The sequence below is a fragment of the Streptomyces sp. A0958 genome (assembly GCF_004795035.1).
Taxonomy (GTDB): Bacteria; Actinomycetota; Actinomycetes; order Streptomycetales; family Streptomycetaceae; genus Streptomyces.
Window position 1 is genome coordinate 334,659 of the sequence record NZ_SSBK01000002.1, and the last position, 18,091, is coordinate 352,749.

The window sequence follows — 18,091 nt, forward strand, 5'->3', positions numbered from 1 at the left end:
GGCCTTTCAGGGCCAGTACTGTGACGCACCCGCCACACCTTCTCCGCAATCCGGCCCGCGGGAAGCAGCCTGCCGGTTACTTCTCGCTCTGCTTGCGCCAGCGGATACCGGCCTCGATGAAGCCGTCGATCTCGCCGTTGAAGACCGCTTCCGGGTTGCCCATCTCGAACTCCGTACGCAGGTCCTTGACCATCTGGTACGGGTGCAGGACGTAGGAACGCATCTGGTTGCCCCAGGAGTTGCCGCCGTCGCCCTTGAGGGCGTTCATCTTCGCCTGCTCCTCCTGGCGGCGGCGCTCGAGGAGCTTCGCCTGGAGGACGTTCATCGCGGACGCCTTGTTCTGGATCTGCGAGCGCTCGTTCTGGCAGGAGACGACGATGCCGGTCGGCAGGTGGGTCAGGCGCACCGCGGAGTCCGTGGTGTTGACGCCCTGGCCGCCGGGGCCGGAGGAGCGGTAGACGTCGACGCGCAGGTCGGACTCGTCGATCTCGACGTGGTCCGTCTGCTCGACCACGGGCAGCACCTCGACACCCGCGAAGGAGGTCTGGCGGCGGCCCTGGTTGTCGAACGGGGAGACGCGGACGAGGCGGTGGGTGCCCTGCTCGACGGAGAGCGTGCCGTAGGCGTACGGCACCTCGACGGCGAAGGTGGTCGACTTGATGCCGGCCTCCTCGGCGTACGCCGTCTCGTAGACCTCGGTCTTGTAGTTGTGCCGCTCGGCCCAGCGCAGGTACATCCGCTGGAGCCGCTCGGCGAAGTCCGCGGCGTCGACACCGCCGGCCTCGGCCCGGATGGTGACCAGGGCCTCGCGCGCGTCGTACTCGCCGGACAGGAGTGTGCGGACCTCCATCTCGTCCAGCGCCTTGCGGACGGCCTCCAGCTCGGTCTCGGCCTCGGCCTGCGCGTCGGCGTCGCCCTCGTCCTCGGCGAGCTCGAAGAGGACTTCGAGGTCGTTGATCCGGCCGCGCAGGGCCTCGGCCTTGCGGACCTCGGCCTGGAGGTGCGAAAGCTTGCTGGTGATCTTCTGCGCCGCCTCCGGGTCGTCCCACAGGGACGGGGCGGCCGCCTGCTCCTCGAGCACGGCGATGTCCCCCCTCAGCGCATCCAGGTCCAGGACGGCCTCGATCGACCCCATGGTCGAGGAGAGGGACTTCAGCTCTTCGGAAATATCGACGACTGCCACGGGTCCAGCGTAACGGCTGTCGACGCGTACGTTCCTCGGGCCGCCCGATCACCGCCCGCCGGCCCGCCCGGGACACGGGGTCCAGGGGGCCTCAGGGAACCGCCGGGGCCGAGTTCCCGGTGTCCTGCGGGCCGTCGCCGGCGTCGTCGCCACTCAGCGCGAACCAGCCGCCCACGCCGATCCCGGCCACCAGCACGAGCGCGGCCGCGCCCAGCGTCAGCCGGCGCTTGCGGATGGCCGCCGACTTGTTGCGGGCCGAGCCGGGGCGGGGCCGGCCGGGGGCGCGCGGGGCGCGGGCGGTGCCCCGGGGGCCGCCGGACAGCTCGTCGGGAGCCGGGACGCGCATGCTCGTGTGGGTGTCCCGGTTGGAGTCCGGGGACGAGCCCGGGACCAGCGGTACGGCGCCGCGCCTGCGGGGCTCGTCGCCGCCCGGGGTGTACTGCTGCTCGTCGTAGCCCTGGGGTTCCTCCGGCTCGTCGTCCGGCTCGTCCACGTCCAGGGGCGGTATGCCGGCCAGGTGGGGCAGCTGCTCGCGGAGGCGGGCGGCCAGCTCGGAGGCGCGCAGCCGGGAGGCCGGGGCCTTGGCGAGGCACTGGACGAGCAGCTGCCACAGCTCGTCGGGGATGCCGGGGAGCGGGACGACGGTCTCGGTGACATGGCGGCGCAGGACCGCGCCGGGGTGGCCGCCGCCGAACGGCGTGAAGCCCGCGAGGAGCTCGTACAACACGGTGGCCAGCGCGTAGATGTCGACGGCGGCGCGCGGCGGCAGGCCCTCGACGATCTCGGGGGCCAGGTAGTCCGGGGTGCCGATGATCTTGGTGGTCTTGGTGCGGCGCGGGGTGTCGATGAGCTTGGCGACGCCGAAGTCGGTGAGCAGTGCGGGGTGCGCGTTGCCGGGGCCGAGCGGCCCCTCCATGTCGAGCAGGATGTTCTCGGGCTTGACGTCGCGGTGGACGATCCCGGCGGCGTGCGCGGCGGCGAGGCCGTCGGCGACGTCCGCGACGATGGCGACGGCGGCCTCGGGGGCCAGCCGGCGTTCGCGGTCGAGCCGGGTGCGCAGGTCGGTGCCCCGGACCAGGTCCATGACGAGGGCCAGGTCGTTGCCGTCGACCACGAGGTCGCGGACGGCGACGACGTGCGGATGGTCGAGGCCGAGCAGCGCGGTGCGCTCCTGGACGAAGCGGCCGACGAGCTCCTGGTCGGACGCCAGGTCCTCGCGGAGCAGTTTGATGGCCACGGGCCCCTCGGGGCCGTCCCCGAGCCACACCGTGCCGGCGCTGCCGCGCCCCAGTATCTGGTGGGCGGTGTACCGGCTGCCGATTTTCCGTGCCAAGACTGCTCCCTCAGCGGCTGGCGATGGACCCTCGCTCAACAACCCCCGGTCGACAAAGTTACGCGGCGATCGGGGGCCTGTGCGCCGTGGTTGGCGCCAACCTTCACTTCTGCGGGCGAATTGCCGCGGAATTGGTCCGCGGAAGTCGATATAGCTACAGAGTTGTGCGGCCGGCCAGGGTTTTCCGGCCGCCCGGTGGCGCCCCGGTCAGGCTCCGCTGCCGCCCAGCTCGGAGATCCAGTCCTTCACCGTGGAGACGGCGTCGGTGATCGCGTGCCAGTAGCTCTGGCCCTCGCCGATCCAGTCCTTGAGCGGGGTCAGTTCCCAGATCAGCCAGCTCGCCACGAAGAGCAGGACGAGCGTGAACAGGCAGCCCTTGAGGCAGCCGAGCCCGGGGATCTTCATCGGGTTGGCGCTGCGCTGCCTCGGCTCCCGGGGCGGACGCTGCGCGGGCTGCTGGGGCTGCTGGGGCTGCTGCGGCGGCGCGTACGGCTGGGGCTGGGGCTGGTACCGCTGTTGCGGCTGCGGTTGGTACTGCTGTTGCTGCGGGGGGTACTGCTGTTGCGGCTGCGGTTGGTACTGCTGCTGCCGTTGCTGGCGCTGCGGGTACTGCTGCGGCTGTTGCTGCGGGGGGTACTGCTGCTGGCGGCGCTGCGGCTCTTGCGGCTGGGGCTGCTGGCGCTGCGGACGGCGGCGCAGCGGGTCCTGACTCGGGTCGAGGTACTGGACCTGCGTCTGCTCGTTGCGGTCGCGGGCGGCCTGGAGCTGGGACTGCCAGGGGTGCGGCTCGTCGGGGCGCGGGGCGCTGTCGGGGCCCGGCGGCACGGGCGGCAGGACTGCGGTCGGATCGGCCTGGGGGCCGTCGCCCGGTCCGCCGCTGGGCGGCAGGATGCCGGTGGCCGCGTTCGGGTCGTACGCGCCCGCGTTGCTCGGCAGCACCTGGGTCGGGTCGGCCGCTCCGGGGACCTCCGGGACGGCGGTGGGCGCCGGGTCGGGCGCGAGGAGGGCCCCGACGCCGTCGGCGGCCGCGATCTGCTCGGCGTTCGCGTGGACGCCGATGCCGGCGGCGACGGTACGCAGGGCACGGGCCAGGCTCTCGGCGCTCGGCCGGCGGTCCGGGTCCTTGCTCAGGCAGCACTCGACGACCGTCCACAGCGGCGCCGGGACGGTGCCGGGGCGGCGGGGCTCCTCGCTGAGGTGCCGGTGCAGGACTTCGAGCGCGGTGCCGCCGGCGAACGGCGGACGGCCGGTGAGCAGCTCGTACAGCAGGATGCCGGCGCCGTAGATGTCGACGGCGGAGGTCTGCGGGCGGCCCTCGGCCGACTCCGGCGCCACGTACGCCGGGGTGCCGACGAACTCGTGGGTCCTGGTCAGGCCCGGGGAGTCGGCGAGGCGGGCGATGCCGAAGTCGGTGAGCATCGGGCGCATCTCGCCGTCGGGCTCGGACAGCAGCACGTTGGCGGGCTTCAGGTCGCGGTGGACGACGCCGTCGGCGTGGCTGGCGGCGAGCGCGTCGGCGATCTGCGCGGTGAGCAGGGCGGCGGCGACCGGAGTGAGCGGGCCGTTGTCGCGGAGGTAGCGGTGCAGGTCGGGGCCGTCGATCAGGTCCATCACGAGGGCTAGGAGGTCGCCCTCGACGACGAGGTCGCGGGTGCGCACGATGTTGGGGTGGGTCAGCCGCAACAGGACGGAGCGTTCCCGCAGGAACCGCATCACGACGTCCGCGTCGTTGGCCAGCTCCTCCTTGAGGACCTTGATCGCCACGGCCTCGCCCGGCCGGCCGGCCACGGCCGCCTCGGCGCCCGCCTCCTCGCGCTGGCGGGCGCGCCAGACGGTGCCCGTGGCGCCGCGTCCCAGCGGCTCCTCGAGCAGGTACTTGCTGCCTACCGGCCGCACGTCATGCGCTCCCTGCTGATCGTGGTGCTTTGCGGTCCCCGGATGTCCCTCCGGAGTTTCCGGCCCACTCTAGAGGCTGTCGCACTGAGGTCGGCCGGGTCGGGAAGGTTACCCGTTTGTCTGCTATCTCCTGATGTGCGGTATCCGCTCCCCCGCGCGCACCGGTCGCGGGGGAAGACGTCGGCGCGGACCGGATGGTTGCCGGGCGGGGCCGGACGCGGGCGCCGGGCGGGGCCGGACGCGGGCGCCGGGCGAACCGGTCATGCGGCACTTTTGGGGCCACAGCAGACCTTTCAAGATCACTTACTGGTCACCCTCGGGCGTGTTGTCAGTGGCAGGTGCGAGGATGCCTCCAGCACGACTGTGGGGTCGGGAGCCCCGCGGTCCGTGACGAACCTGTACCGGACGACGCGTCCGTGCCGGGTGGGGGGAATCACAGGGCGTTCCCCCTGCCGGGCACCGCGCGCAGAAGGGACCGCTGACGGCGATGCAGATCCGGCTGACCGTCCTCGCGCCGCCCAGCGGCCAGACCCCGGCGCGCGCCTGCGATGTGCTGGTCACCGCCCCCGCGGGGACGGCGCTGGCCGCCGTCGCGTCCGGCCTGGCCATGGCCGTCGCCGGTCCCGACGGCTCCCTCGGCAGCGGCGCGGTGGTGCTCTTCGCCGGGCGGGAGCGGCTGGACGCACAGCGGTGCGCGCTCGGTGAGCCGCCCCTGGTGGACGGGGCGGTGCTCTCGCTCCAGGCGCCGGGCGAGGACGAGACGGCGGACGACGCCGTCCCCGCCCAGCTGCGGGTGGTCGCCGGTCCGGACGCGGGCGGGGTCCATCTGCTGCACGGCGGCACGATCCGGATCGGCCGCTCGGCCGAGGCCGATGTCCCGCTGGACGACCCCGATGTGTCCCGGCTGCACTGCGAGGTCACGGTCTCCGACGACGGCCGGGTCACGGTGGCCGACCTGGGCTCCACCAACGGCACCTCGCTGGACGGGGCGGAGGTCCGCGACCGCCCGGTCCTGCTCAAGCCCGGCGCGCTGCTGCGGCTCGGCGAATCGACGCTGAAGCTCACCTCCGGCGCGCGTACGCCGACGCTGCGGACGGCCCCGGACGGCGAGGGCCACCTGCGCGTGGCCAAGGCCCCGGGCGTCCCCGCCCCCGACCTCGGCCACGGCGACGGGGCCGGGGACGGGGACGGGGACGGGGACGGCTCCGACCCCGCGTACGACGGCCCGGACGCCCCCGCCGCCTACGCCGGCCTCGGCACTGGCCCCGGCCCCGGCCCCGGCCCCGGCCCCGCAGGAGGCCACCGGCCCGACCACGACCGCCCGGCATCCGGCCACGACCGTCCCGCACCCGACGCCGACACCGGGTTCCGGCCGGGCTCCTCGGCCGGGCATCCCGGCCGCTTCCCGGAGCAGGAGGCGCCCCGGCGCGGCGGCATAGGCGCCTGGGCCCGCCGCCTCAAGGGCGGCAGGACCGAGCCCGTGCCCACGAGCGCCCCCGAGGCGGCCGCCCCGCCCGCCCCCGCCGCCACGTTCACCCCGCTGCCCACCGCCCCGGAGGGCACCTGGCCCGATCCGGCGTCCGTCCTGCTGACCGCCCTCGGCCCGGGCCCCCGGCTGTGGGAGCGCGAGCCCGCGCACCCGGAGGCGCTGGTGGTCCGGCTGGGCACGACCGACCGGGCCGACCTGCCCGCCGTGCCGGTGACCGTCGGGCTGCGGGAGGCCGGTTCGCTGGGGCTCGCCGGGCCCCGGGAGCGGCTGTCCGGACTCGCCCGGTCCGCCGTGGCGCAGCTGGCCGCGCTGCACTCCCCCACCGATCTGGAGATCGTGCTGATCAGCACGGACCGGGCCCGGACCACGGAGGAGCGGCGCCGCGAGTGGGCGTGGCTGGGCTGGCTGCCCCACCTGCGGCCGATGCACGGCCAGGACTGCCGGCTGCTGCTGGCGTACGACCGCGACCAGGCGCTCGCCAGGACGGCGGAGCTGGTGCGCCGGCTGGACGACGGGCCGCTGGGCCCCGGCTGGGCGAGCGTGGACCCCGACACGGTCGCCGAGGCGGCCCGGCAGTACGAGGGCCCGTTCACCGTGGTGATCCTGGACGGCGATCCGGGCGCGGCGGTGCTCCGGGAGAACACGGCCCGGCTGGCCGCGGCCGGTGCGGCGGCGGGCATCCATCTGATCTGTCTGGCGGAGACCTCGGCCGCCACGCCCACCTCCCCGGTCGCCGCGACGTACGAGGCGGCGTGCCACGCGTCGATCGCCTTCCGCGAGTGCGGGGCGGTGGGGATGCTGAGCGGCGACGTGGCGACGGCGCTGCGGCTGCTGCGCACGACGGGCGGGCGCGCGGCGGGCCACGGCACGGTCGCGGCGGTGGACGCCGTCTCGGCGCACTGGGCGCAGCGGTTCGGCCGGGCGCTGGCCCCGCTGCGCGCGGAGGGCTCGGCCGCGCTGCCGGCCCGCCAGGCCCCGGTGGCGCTCCCGCCGTCCGCGCGCCTCTTGGACGAGCTGGGCCTGGCCCGCGCCACCCCGGCGTCCCTGATGGCCCGCTGGGCGTCGACGGCGGACGACCAGCCGGGGGCGACGGTACGGGGAGCGGGCAGCGAGGCCCGTACGGCGGCCCCGCGCGTGGGCGCGCAGCGGACGTCGGCGGAGGCCCTGGACTCCCCCGGGTCGGGGCGTTCCCGGTACCCGGGCCCCACCACCGGCGGCTCCGGCCGCACCCCGTATCCGAGCGCCGCCCGTACCGGCACCGAGACGCACAGCGGCACCGCCCGCACCGGCACCGCCCGCACCGGCACCGAGACCCGCACCGCCACCCCCGTGCCGCGCCCCGCCGTCTACGCCGGGCGTCCGGTCGTCGTGCTCGGGGCCGGGCCCCGGGGACCGGTGAGTGTGGATCTCGCCGACGAGGGGCCGCACCTGCTCATCGAGGGGCCCGGCGGCAGCGGGCGTACCGAGCTGCTGCGGGCCGTCGCCGCGTCACTGGCTGCGGCGGCCCGGCCGGACCGCCTGGGCATCGTGCTGGTCGACGGGGCGGGCGGGGAGCGCGGCGAGAGCCTGCGTCCCTGCACCGAGCTGCCGCACGCGTTCACGCACCTGGTGGCCTCCGACCCGGTCAGGATGCGGGAGTTCGCCCAGGCGCTGGGCGGCGAGGTGAAGCGGCGCGCCGAGCTCCTGGGCGGGCTGGACTTCGCCGAGTGGCACAGCCGGCACGAGGCGGGGCAGGCTGCGGCGCCGATCCCGGCGCAGCAGACGGCCCCGGCCCCCGAGGCGGCCCAGCGGCTGGTCGGGCAGCGCTCTCCCAGTGCGTCCGAGCAGCGGGGCGACATCGAGGCGCCGCTGAGCGGCACCCTGCGGCTGCGCCCGGCCGCCGGCCGGACCGTGGACCCGGGGCCCTCGCCGCTGCCCCGGCTGGTCGTGCTCGTGGACGACTTCGACGCGCTCATAGCCCCGGCGCTCGGCAGCCCGGGCCGGCCCGCCGCCGGTTCGGTGGTGCGGGCGCTGGAGGCGGTGGCCAGGGACGGCGGCCGGCTGGGCATCCACCTGGTCGCTGCCTCGGCCCGCCCCGACCGTACGGAGGACACCGAGCTGGCCCGTGGGGCGCGGCTGCGCATCGTGCTCGACCCGCCGGCGGTCCCGCCCTCGCCGGACGAACCGGCGCCGGGCCGGGGCCGGCTCGGGCATCCGGACGGGCGGGTGACGCCGTTCCAGGGCGGCCGGGTGACGGGCCGCATCCCGCGTACGGCGACGCTGCGGCCGACGGTCGTCCCGCTGGAGTGGGAGCGGATGGGCGACCCGCCGACCCGCCGCCCGGTCCGCGAGCTCGGCAACGGGCCGACGGACCTGGCGCTGCTCGCCAGCGCCCTGGAGAGGGCGGCCCGCTCGGTGAACGCGGAACCGCTCACCCCCCTGCACGTCTGACGAAACCCCGCACATCGCGCACGGGCCGCCCCTACGGGCACCCGTGTGTTCCCGGAGTCGTGCCGCGGCCGTCCCCCAGCGGCGCCGGAGCGCGGCGGGCCCCTCGCCCCCACATGGCCGGGTACGCGTACTGAGGCGACGTCACGAGCCCATCACGATCAAGGACTTGGGCCCGGAGACGGTATTGCGGCGCCCGGAAGCCGGGCGTAGGACTGTGCGCACACGACGACGTGACGCGGGACCGGCAGCACCGGCTTTCAGGACCGGCGCCGGTTCGGCGCACGCGCACAGAGAGACGGGGCAGGAATGGGCACAACCCTTCGGATGCGCAGGGCGGCCGTGGTGTTCGCCGCCATCGGCGCAATGGCCCTCACCGGTTGCGGCGACGACGGTGACGGCGGAGACAAGAAGACGGACGAAGGCGGCTCCACGACGGGCAAGGGCTCCACGCCGAGCGTCGTTTTACCGAAACTGGACGGTGAGAAGCTCTCTGTCGCCGCGGTCTGGACGGGTCCCGAACAGGCCAACTTCGTCAAGGTCCTCAAGGAGTTCGAGAAGCGCACCGGCGCGAAGGTGACGTTCGTCCCGGCGCAGGACCCGATCGTCAACTTCCTCGGTACGAAGATCGCGGGCGGGCAGCCGCCGGACGTCGCGGTGATCCCGCAGGTCGGGGCGATCCAGCAGGCCGTGGCGAAGAAGTGGGCGAAGCCGGTCGGTGACGAGGCGAAGGCCCAGCTCACCAAGAACTACGCCCAGGTCTGGCAGGACCTCGGCGCGGTGGACGGCACCCAGTACGGCGTCTACTACAAGGCCGCCAACAAGTCGCTGGTCTGGTACAACACCCAGGTGTTCGAGGACGCCGGCGCGTCCGAGCCGAAGACCTGGAAGGACTTCCTGGCGACGGCCGAGACGGTGTCGGCGTCGGGCATCACCCCGGTCTCGGTCGGCGGCGCGGACGGCTGGACGCTCACCGACTGGTTCGAGAACGTCTACCTCTCCCAGGCGGGCCCGGAGAAGTACGACCAGCTGGCCCAGCACAAGATCAAGTGGACGGACCCGTCCGTCAAGGACGCGCTGACCACGCTGGCCCAGCTGTTCGGCAAGCCGTCCCTGATCGCGGGTGGTGCCGACGGCGCGCTGCAGACCGAGTTCCCGGCGTCGGTCACCCAGACCTTTACCGGCGGCGACCAGCCCAAGGCCGCCATGGTCTACGAGGGCGACTTCGTCGGCGTCAACATCGCCCAGACCAAGGCGAAGATCGGTACGGACGCGAAGGTCTTCCCGTTCCCCGCGGTCGGCGCCGAGTCGCCCGTGGTGACCGGGGGCGACGCGGCGGTGGCGCTGAAGGACGGCAAGGGTGCCCAGGCGCTGCTGACCTGGCTGGCCTCCACCGACGCGGCGAAGATCGCCGCCGAGCAGGGCGGGTTCATCTCGCCGAACAAGGAGCTGGACCCGGGCGCGTACCCCAACGAGGTGCAGCGCACGATGGCGAAGGCGCTGATCGCGGCCGGTGACGCCGTCCGGTTCGACATGTCCGACCAGGCCCCGCAGTCGTTCGGCGGGACGCCCGGCAAGGGCGAGTGGAAGATCCTCCAGGACTTCCTGAAGAACCCGAAGGACATCGCGGGGACTCAAGCCGAGCTGGAGTCCGCGGCGGCCAAGGCGTACAAGAGCTGACGGGATGACGACAGCGGCAGCGGGGGGCGCCGACGAGGCGCGCCCCGCCGACAGGCAACCCCCCGGCGGGACTTCGGTACCCGCCCCCAGGAAGGGCGGGCCCGCGCCCTCCGGCTCCCCCGGCGTGCGCGGCCGGCGGAGCGTGACCGGCACCCGCAGGGTGATCGCGGCGCTCTTCCTGCTGCCCGCGCTGGTGCTGCTCGGGGCGCTGGTGGTGTACCCGATCGTGTACTCCGTCTACCGGTCGTTCTTCGACCAGGCGGGTACGGGCTTCGCCGGCATCGACAACTACAAGGCGCTGTTCACGGACGACACCATCCGTACGGCGGTCAAGAACAACGCGATCTGGGTCGTGTTCGCGCCGACGGTCGCCACCGCGCTCGGGCTGATCTTCGCGGTGCTGACCGAGCGCATCCGCTGGGGCACGGCGTTCAAGCTGGTCGTCTTCATGCCGATGGCGATCTCGATGCTCGCCGCGGGCATCATCTTCCGGCTGGTGTACGACCAGGCGCCGGAGCGCGGGGTGGCCAACGCCGTGTGGGTGGGCGTGCACGACACGTTCGCCGAGTCGGCGGGCTTCCCCAAGGCGCACCCGCTGCCCGTCCACCCGCTGAAGGCGGCGGGCGGCGGGGCCTTCGTGACGAAGACGCCGGTACGGGCCGGGCAGCCGGTCCAACTGCCCCTGGTCGGCGTGGTTCCCACGAAGATGCCGAGTGACGCGAAGCCGGCCGGGGCCCCCGGGCCGGGGACCGACGGAGAGATCACCGGCACCGCGTGGCTGGACTTCACCAAGGGCGGCGGGGGCAAGCCCAACGTCATCGACGCCAAGGAGCTGGGGCTCGCCGGCATCAAGGTGGAGGCGGTCAAGGACGGCGAGGTGGTCGCGTCGGCCACCGCCGGCGACGACGGTACGTTCACGCTGCCCGCCTCCGCGGACGGCGCCGAACTCCGCCTCCCGGCGTCCAACTTCAAGGAGCCGTACAACGGCGTGGACTGGCTCGGCCCGACCCTCGTGACGCCCGGCATCATCGGGAGCTACGTCTGGATGTGGGCGGGCTTCGCCATGGTGCTGATCGCGGCGGGCCTCGCCGGTCTGCCGCGTGAACTCCTCGAAGCGGCCCGGGTGGACGGGGCCAACGAGTGGCAGGTGTTCCGCCGGATCACCGTGCCGATGCTCGCCCCGGTCCTCGCGGTGGTGCTGGTCACGCTGATGATCAACGTGCTCAAGATCTTCGACCTGGTGTTCATCATCGCGCCGGGCTCGTCCCAGGACGACGCGAACGTGCTGGCGCTCCAGCTCTACCGGTCCTCGTTCGGCACGGACGCGGACCTGGGGGTCGGCAGCGCCATCGCCGTACTCCTGCTGCTGCTGGTGATCCCGGTGATGCTCTTCAACATCAGGCGGATACGGAAGGAGGGGCGCCGATGACGACTCCCTCGGCCACCACCGCCCCCGCCGGGCCGGGCGGCGCCCCGGACACCGGCGCGGTGAAGGCCCGGCGGTCGCTGGGCGCACGGGTCGCGGCGCGTGCGGGCGGCGGCGTGATGCGGGTCTTCCTGATCCTGGTGGGCCTGTTCTGGCTGATGCCGACCATCGGGCTGCTGCTGTCCTCGCTGCGCAGCCCGGAACGGATCGCGTCGACCGGCTGGTGGAAGATCTTCACCGCCCCGTCCGAGCTGACCTTCGACAACTACTCCCGGCTGCTGGACAATTCGACGTTCACCCACTCGCTGTTCAGCACCATCCTGATCACCGTTCCCTCCACGGCCCTGGTCGTGGTGATCGGCTCGCTCGCCGGGTACGCGTTCGCCTGGATGGACTTCCCCGGCCGGGACTGGTGGTTCCTGCTGGTCGTGGGGCTGCTGGTGGTCCCGGTGCAGGTCGCGCTGATCCCCGTCTCGAAGCTCTTCGGCGAGATCGGGATCTTCGAGACGACGCTCGGGGTGATCCTCTTCCACACGGCCTTCGGCCTGCCCTTCGCGATCTTCCTGCTGCGCAACTTCTTCGCGGAGATCCCCCGGGAGCTGCTGGAGGCGGCACGGCTGGACGGGGCGGGCGAGATCCGTCTCTTCACCCGGGTCGTGATGCCGCTGGGCGGGCCGGCGATCGCCTCGCTCGGAATCTTCCAGTTCCTCTGGGTCTGGAACGACATGCTGGTCGCGCTGATCTTCGCGGACTCCGGGTCGCCGCCGATCACGGTGGCGCTCCAGCAGCAGGTGCGGCAGTTCGGCAACAACATCGACGTGCTGGCGCCCGGCGCCTTCATCTCGATGGTGATTCCGCTGGCGGTCTTCTTCGCCTTCCAGCGCCAGTTCGTCTCGGGCGTGATGGCGGGGGCGGTCAAATAGCCGGCCGGATGCGCGTGGATACGTGACAGGGCGGGGCGGTCCGGCAGGCGCGGGCCGCCCCGCACCGCTGCGCACGGGCCGGGGCGCCCGGCATCTACCCGTGCGCCCCTAATTGCCCAAGGTCCACTTACTGTCCCAGGTAGTATGATAAGTGGGGCCTTTATCAGCCGCGCGGTCGACCAGTCATCCGGGCCCGACGCGCCCGTCTCTTCGACCCTCGTACGTCTGCCCGCCCCCTGACCGTCCTGCGGAGTGCACCCCCAGTACGCTGTGTGCCTTCCAGTACGCACAGTCCGAGAAAGAGTCCGTATGCCCCGGCTGAGTGTCATCATCCCCGTCCGCCGCGCCCGAGGCAGTCTGCGCGAGTGCCTGGAGTCGGTGCTCTCCCAGTCGTTCACGGACATCGAGGTCATCGGGGTCGACGACGGTGCCCCGGACGGCTCGGGCCTGGTCCTGGACGAGTTCGCCGCGCGCGACAGCCGCGTACAGGCCGTGCACCTGGCGCCGGGCGTCGGCGCGCACGGACGGCGCAACGCCGGCGCCGAGCGGGCGACCGGGGACTACCTCCTCTTCCTGGAGGGCCACTACATCCACCTGCCCGGCGCGCTGCAGGCCGTCGCCGACCGGCTGGAGTCCACCGGCGACCCGGACGTGCTGCTGTTCGGCCACCGCAAGCGCCCGTTCCGCGGCAAGACCCGGACGACCCGCTCGCTGGAGAAGCTGAGCGCGATGCCCGCAGGACCGCTCACCCTCGCCGAGCGCCCCGATCTCCTGGACATCGCCCCGGTGTCCTGGAACCGGGCGGTCCGCCGCACCCTCGCCGAGCGCGAGAGCCTGGCCTTCGGCCCCGGCCCGCACGGCGAGCGGATGTACGCGCTGGAGGTCGTCGCCGTCGCCGCTTCCGTCGCCACCCTGGACACGGCCTGCGTCGAGCACCGCACGCAGCGCCACCTGCCCGGCCTCGTGGACGACGCCGAGCCGTCGGGCGGCTCGACGCCGCTGGAGCTCGTCGACGCGTACGACGCCCTGATGACCTTCGTGGAGGCGCGCCCGGCCCTGAAGGGGGTGCGCGGCCTCCTCTTCGACCGGGCCGTGCAGGAGCTGCTGTCCGCCTACCCGACGGTGACCAAGCGCCGCCGGCAGTACGTCAGCGCGGTCGCCGCCTTCCACGGCGCCCACCGCCCGGACGGCTTCAAGTTCCCCGGCGGCGCCAAGGGCCTGCGCCCGCAGCTGATGGGCGGCGGCAAGTACGCCGCGCTCGGCGCCCTGGACACCGCGCTCGCCACCCGCCGCAGCCTGCGCTCCGCGCCCACCACGGCCCGGGCCAAGGCGAAGAAGTCGTTCACCGCGCGCTACTACAAGGCGCAGCGCAAGCTCCCGCTCGACCCCAAGCTCGCCGTCTACGCCGCCTACTGGAACCGCGGCGTCAGCTGCAACCCCGAGGCGATCTACCGCAAGGCGAGGGAGCTGGCCCCCGACATCCACGGGGTGTGGGTGGTGTCGAAGAACCAGGTGGACTCGATGCCCAAGGGCATCGACTACGTGGTGCCCGGGACCCGCCGCTACTGGTCGGTGCTGGCCCGCGCCACGTACTTCTTCAACAACGTCAACTTCCCCGACCACCTGGTCAAGCGCCCCGGCCAGATCCATGTGATGACCCATCACGGCACCCCGCTGAAGATCATGGGCATGGACCAGCAGAACTACCCGGCGGCCGCCCAGGGACTCAACTTCGACCGGCTGCTCAAGCGCGTCGACCGCTGGGACTGGAGCGTCTCCGCCAACCCGCACTCCACCGAGGTGTGGTCCCGCGCCTTCCCGAGCGCCGCGCGTTCGCTGGAGACGGGCTACCCGCGCAACGACGTCTTCGCGACGGCGACCGAGGAGCAGATCGCCGAGATCCGCGAGGACCTCGGCATCCGCCCCGGCCAGCGGGCCCTGCTGTACGCGCCGACCCACCGCGACTACGAGTCCGGCTTCACCAGCCGCCTGGACCTGGACAGGTTCTGCGCGGAGGTCGGCCCGGACACCGTGGTCATGGTGCGCGCGCACTACTTCTACGGCGGGGCGGGGCTGCCCGAGAGCGCGTCGATCATCGACGTCTCCACCTACCCCCGCATCGAGGACCTGTGCCTGGCGGCGGACGCGCTGATCACGGACTACTCCTCGGTGATGTTCGACTACGCCCACCTGAGCCGCCCGATCGTGATCCACGCCCCGGACTGGGAGACGTACCGCACCGTCCGCGGTGTCGTCTTCGACCTGCTGTCCGGCAAGCCGGGCGAGACCCCGGGCGCCGTCGCCACGACCACCGAGGAGCTGGCGGCGATCTTCACCGACGGCAGCTGGGACAGCCCGGAGAACGAGGCGCTGCTGAAGGCCTTCAAGGAGCGGTTCTGCCCGTACGACGACGGCCGCGCCGCCGAGCGCGTGGTGCGCCGGGTCCTGCTGGGCGAGGAGCCGCCCGCCGCCGGGACCGTCTGACCCGCTAGCACCTGACGAAGGGCCCGCCACCGGTACGTGTCCGGTGGCGGGCCCTTCGCGCTGTGAAGGCTGTGCCGGCTCAGCCCTGCTGGCCGGCCATGACCGTGATGAGGCCGACCACCACGAGCAGCGAGCCGCCCCACGTCCACAGCGAGGTCCGCTCGTGCAGCACGGTCGCCCCGGCGAGCACGATCAGCAGGTAGCCGAGCGCGTTGAAGGGGTAAGCGACGGAGAGCGGCACCTTGGCCAGCGTCGTCATCCAGGCGATCGCGGACACCGCGAAGATCACCAGGCCGAGCACGACCCAGGGGCTGCCGGCGGCGCGCAGCGCGACGGAGCCGCCGTCCCGACCGGCGGCGGCCGCGGCGCCCTTCATCCCGTGCTTGAGCATGATCTGGCCGCCCGCCGACGAGAACACGGCGAACAGGAGCAGCAGCACACTGGGGAGGGTCAAGACCTTGCTCCTGACTGCGGGGGCGGGGGGCTCGGGCGCCGGGGCGGCTGCGGGCCCGGGAGGGGGCGCCTCAGACACCGACCCGGTCGGCGGGGACGTACTGTCGGTTGAGGATGTCCTGTACATCGACGTGCTCTCCAGCGATGATCGTCTCGGCCGCATGCGGGGTGAGCAGTGCGACGTGCTGATAGCCGAACAGCGTCGGCCGGATGCGGGTCAGCAGCCGCGACATCCCGCCGAGCACCGCGGCGAGCGGGCCCCGGCCGAGCAGCGACCAGAACGGCGCCCCGGTGGACGCGAGGTCCAGGACGTCGTACCCGGCGGCGCGCACGGTGCGGCGCAGGCTGGCGCGGGTGAAGAAGCGCAGATGCGTTTCGTCGAGGATGCCGCGGCGGTCGTAGCCGAAGGCCCCGACGGCGACCCGCAGCCGGGAGTACCAGTGGCTGAAGTTGGGTACGGACAGCAGCACCCGGCCGCCGGGCCGCAGCACGCCCGCGACCTCGGCGAGGACGCGTTCGGGGCGGGAGAGGTGCTCGATGACGTCACCGGCCACGACGTAGTCGAAACCGGTGCCGACCCCGGCGGGCAACCCCTCCTCCAGGTTGGCGAGGTGGAAGTGGGTGCACTTCTCGCGGACGCCCGGCACCTCGACGTAGTCCACGCCGGTCACCTCGTGGCCCAGGGACTCCAGGCGCTCGGCGAACAGGCCGCCGGAGCAGCCGAGGTCGAGGACCCGGCCGGGCGGCAGCTTCCGCATCTTCTCCAGGATGACGGCGTGCGAGGAGCCGTCGCCCTCCTTGAAGGCGTATTCGACGGGCTTGGGAATCCAGGGGCAGGTCCCGAACCCCTTGACGGCCAGCCGGTATTCGAGGACGTCCTTGACGACGTCCTTGGCGTACTTCATGCCGTTGACGTAGCAGATCTCGTCGCCGTAGTACGTGGGCACCGGGATCTCCTTGATCCGCATGCCCGCGTCCAGCAGCTGGACGATGATCTGGGTGTCGAAGTCGAAGGCGTCGGTGTTCCGGTCGATCGGCAGCTTCTTCAGGGCGTCGACGCTGTAGGCGCGGTAACCGGAGTGGAACTCGGTCAGCTCGGAGCCGAGCAGGCCGTTCTCCAGCCGGGTGAGGATGCGGTTGCCGAGCCACTTGTACATCGGCATGCCGCCCTTGAGTGCGCTGCCGGACGTCATCATGCGTGACCCGAACACGGCTTCGCATTCGCCGCGTTCGATGGGGGCGACCATCTCCGGGAGCAGTTCGGGGGCGTACTGTCCGTCGCCGTGCAGCAGCACGACGATGTCCAGTCCGTGGTCGGCGGCCAGCGCGTATCCGGCCTTCTGGTTGCCGCCGTAGCCGAGGTTCTTGGTGTGCCGCATCACCACGGTCCGCGGCATTCCCTCGGCCTGCGACCAGCGGCAGCCCGCGGTGAAGGTCGCGTCGTGACTCGCGTCGTCGAGAATGAGGACCTCGTCGATCCGGGACCGGAAGTCCTCCGGAATCCGGTCGAGGGTCTTCTCCAGCGTTGTCTCCGCGTTGTACGCGACCACCAGGATGCCGATCCTGGGACTCGGGCTTTCCTTCACGGGGCGTTCTCCAGTTGTGCTCGGGGTGCGGGTTCAGTCGACGGATGAACAGGTCCGGGGGCCGCGAGAATCCGGCGTACGCCGGTGGCGAGCCCGGCCGCCAGTACGAGCCAGCCCGCGGCGCCCAGGTACAGCACGGGTTCGCTCCAGCGCACGGCGGAGCGCCCGCTGTAGCCGAGTACGGCGAGCAGGCCGACGACCGCGCTGTACGCGAGCCCTTCCACCGGTCCGAGGACGAACATGCCGGCGGCCGCCCAGGTCAGGTACTGGAGGCCGGAGGCGGTGGACAGGAGCAGCAGCAGGCCCAGGGTGAAGGCGACGACACCGGGCAGCTGGGCGGGGCGCAGCCAGGCGAGCCGGATGCCGGCGGCCACGCAGACCAGCACGAAGAGGAAGTGGCCGCCGCCCTGCATGGAGGTGATGACGGAATCGGGCAGTCCGAGGGCGTCCGCGAACCGCACGAGGCCCCACAGCCGGTAGCTGCCGCCCGCGTACTCCAGGACGTTGCGTTCCAGGTCCAGCGGCACGGTCACCAGGGCCGGTCCCCACACGAGCGCGCCCAGGCCCGCGAAGCCCGCGGCGAAGCGGACCAGGACCGGGCGCCCGCCGCGCAGCGCGGCCACGAACAGGGCGGGGATCACCACCACCGGGATGAATTTGACGCTGATCGAGAGCGCCGCGGCCACGCCCGCCGCCAGTGGCGACTTCCGGTCGGCCAGCAGATGGGCGGCGGCCAGGGCGAAGGCGATCGCGACCGCGTCGGTGTTGCCGTGGTAGCCGGAGGTGGCGATGAGCACCGGGCTGGCGGCGACGCCGATGCCGCAGAGCATCGCCGTGCGCGGGGCGGCGCGGCGGCGCACGATCTCGAACACGAGGAGCGCGCAGCAGAAGTCGGCGGCCGAGGCGGGGATTCTGATCAGCGTGGCGAAGGAGAACCCGAGGTCGGTGAGGCTGTTCAGCCCCATGAGCATCCAGCCGGCCAACGGCGGGTGGTTGTAGACGGGCAGGCCGGGAAGCGGGTGCTCGTAGATGCGGACGGGGCCGTACACGGTGATGGCCTTGGCGAATCCCCGGAAGATGCGCACGTCGGCCGGGCCGGGTGAGTTGGCCGCGATGGTCATGCGGACGAGGAGGCCGACGGTCGCCGCGACGAGCACGGCGGTTCGGGCCCGCCGCACGTCTGTTTCGCCCCACATTCGGATACCCATGAA

Annotated in this window: 11 protein-coding genes; 5 read left to right on the forward strand and 6 right to left on the reverse strand. The window is 72.9% G+C overall.

All coding sequences use genetic code 11. The features are described 5' to 3' along the window. Positions 1–76: 76 nt before the first annotated feature. From prfB to E6P78_RS03600, 3 genes are all read right to left on the reverse strand, one after another. Positions 77–1,183, reverse strand: a complete 1,107-nt coding sequence (gene prfB / locus E6P78_RS03590) for a peptide chain release factor 2 (protein WP_136202003.1) — start codon at positions 1,181–1,183, stop codon at positions 77–79. A gap of 91 nt (positions 1,184–1,274) precedes the next feature. Beyond that, positions 1,275–2,516 carry a protein kinase gene (locus tag E6P78_RS03595; protein WP_136202004.1) on the reverse strand — a complete coding sequence of 414 codons (1,242 nt, stop codon included), beginning with the start codon at positions 2,514–2,516 and terminating at the stop codon, positions 1,275–1,277. 207 nt (positions 2,517–2,723) lie between these two features. Beyond that, positions 2,724–4,412, reverse strand: coding sequence for a serine/threonine-protein kinase (locus tag E6P78_RS03600; RefSeq protein WP_136202005.1), 1,689 nt, complete (start codon positions 4,410–4,412; stop codon positions 2,724–2,726). Positions 4,413–4,899: 487 nt separating this feature from the next. Here E6P78_RS03600 and E6P78_RS03610 point away from each other — a divergent pair, with 487 nt between their 5' ends. The 5 genes from E6P78_RS03610 (at position 4,900) to E6P78_RS03630 (ending at position 14,841) form a co-directional block, all read left to right on the forward strand. Then, positions 4,900–8,331 carry an FHA domain-containing protein gene (locus E6P78_RS03610; RefSeq protein WP_136202006.1) on the forward strand — a complete coding sequence of 1,144 codons (3,432 nt, stop codon included), beginning with the start codon at positions 4,900–4,902 and terminating at the stop codon, positions 8,329–8,331. A gap of 306 nt (positions 8,332–8,637) precedes the next feature. Then, positions 8,638–10,008 carry an ABC transporter substrate-binding protein gene (locus tag E6P78_RS03615; RefSeq protein ID WP_206307711.1) on the forward strand — a complete coding sequence of 457 codons (1,371 nt, stop codon included), beginning with the start codon at positions 8,638–8,640 and terminating at the stop codon, positions 10,006–10,008. A 4-nt stretch (positions 10,009–10,012) separates the two neighbouring features. After that, positions 10,013–11,437 carry a sugar ABC transporter permease gene (locus E6P78_RS03620; protein ID WP_136202007.1) on the forward strand — a complete coding sequence of 475 codons (1,425 nt, stop codon included), beginning with the start codon at positions 10,013–10,015 and terminating at the stop codon, positions 11,435–11,437. Further along, positions 11,434–12,357: a carbohydrate ABC transporter permease gene (locus E6P78_RS03625; protein WP_136202008.1), complete on the forward strand. Its 924-nt coding sequence runs from the start codon at positions 11,434–11,436 to the stop codon at positions 12,355–12,357. The genes E6P78_RS03620 and E6P78_RS03625 overlap by 4 nt, the downstream gene beginning before the upstream one ends. A 309-nt stretch (positions 12,358–12,666) precedes the next feature. Further along, on the forward strand, positions 12,667–14,841 hold the full coding sequence (locus E6P78_RS03630; protein ID WP_136202009.1) for a bifunctional glycosyltransferase family 2 protein/CDP-glycerol:glycerophosphate glycerophosphotransferase: 2,175 nt from the start codon (positions 12,667–12,669) through the stop codon (positions 14,839–14,841). Between the two features lie 79 nt (positions 14,842–14,920). On the opposite strand, the gene E6P78_RS03635 is transcribed toward E6P78_RS03630, so the two are convergent. The 3 genes from E6P78_RS03635 to E6P78_RS03645 form a co-directional block, all read right to left on the reverse strand. Then, entirely contained in the window at positions 14,921–15,295 is a 375-nt protein-coding gene (locus E6P78_RS03635) for a hypothetical protein (protein WP_240799025.1), read from the reverse strand. 70 nt (positions 15,296–15,365) lie between these two features. Continuing rightward, the gene (locus E6P78_RS03640; RefSeq protein WP_136202010.1) at positions 15,366–16,880 is read right to left on the reverse strand and encodes a bifunctional glycosyltransferase/class I SAM-dependent methyltransferase; all 1,515 of its coding nucleotides are present in this window, start codon (positions 16,878–16,880) and stop codon (positions 15,366–15,368) included. Beyond that, positions 16,877–18,088: a glycosyltransferase family 39 protein gene (locus E6P78_RS03645; RefSeq protein WP_240799026.1), complete on the reverse strand. Its 1,212-nt coding sequence runs from the start codon at positions 18,086–18,088 to the stop codon at positions 16,877–16,879. The genes E6P78_RS03640 and E6P78_RS03645 overlap by 4 nt, the downstream gene beginning before the upstream one ends. Positions 18,089–18,091: the final 3 nt, after the last annotated feature.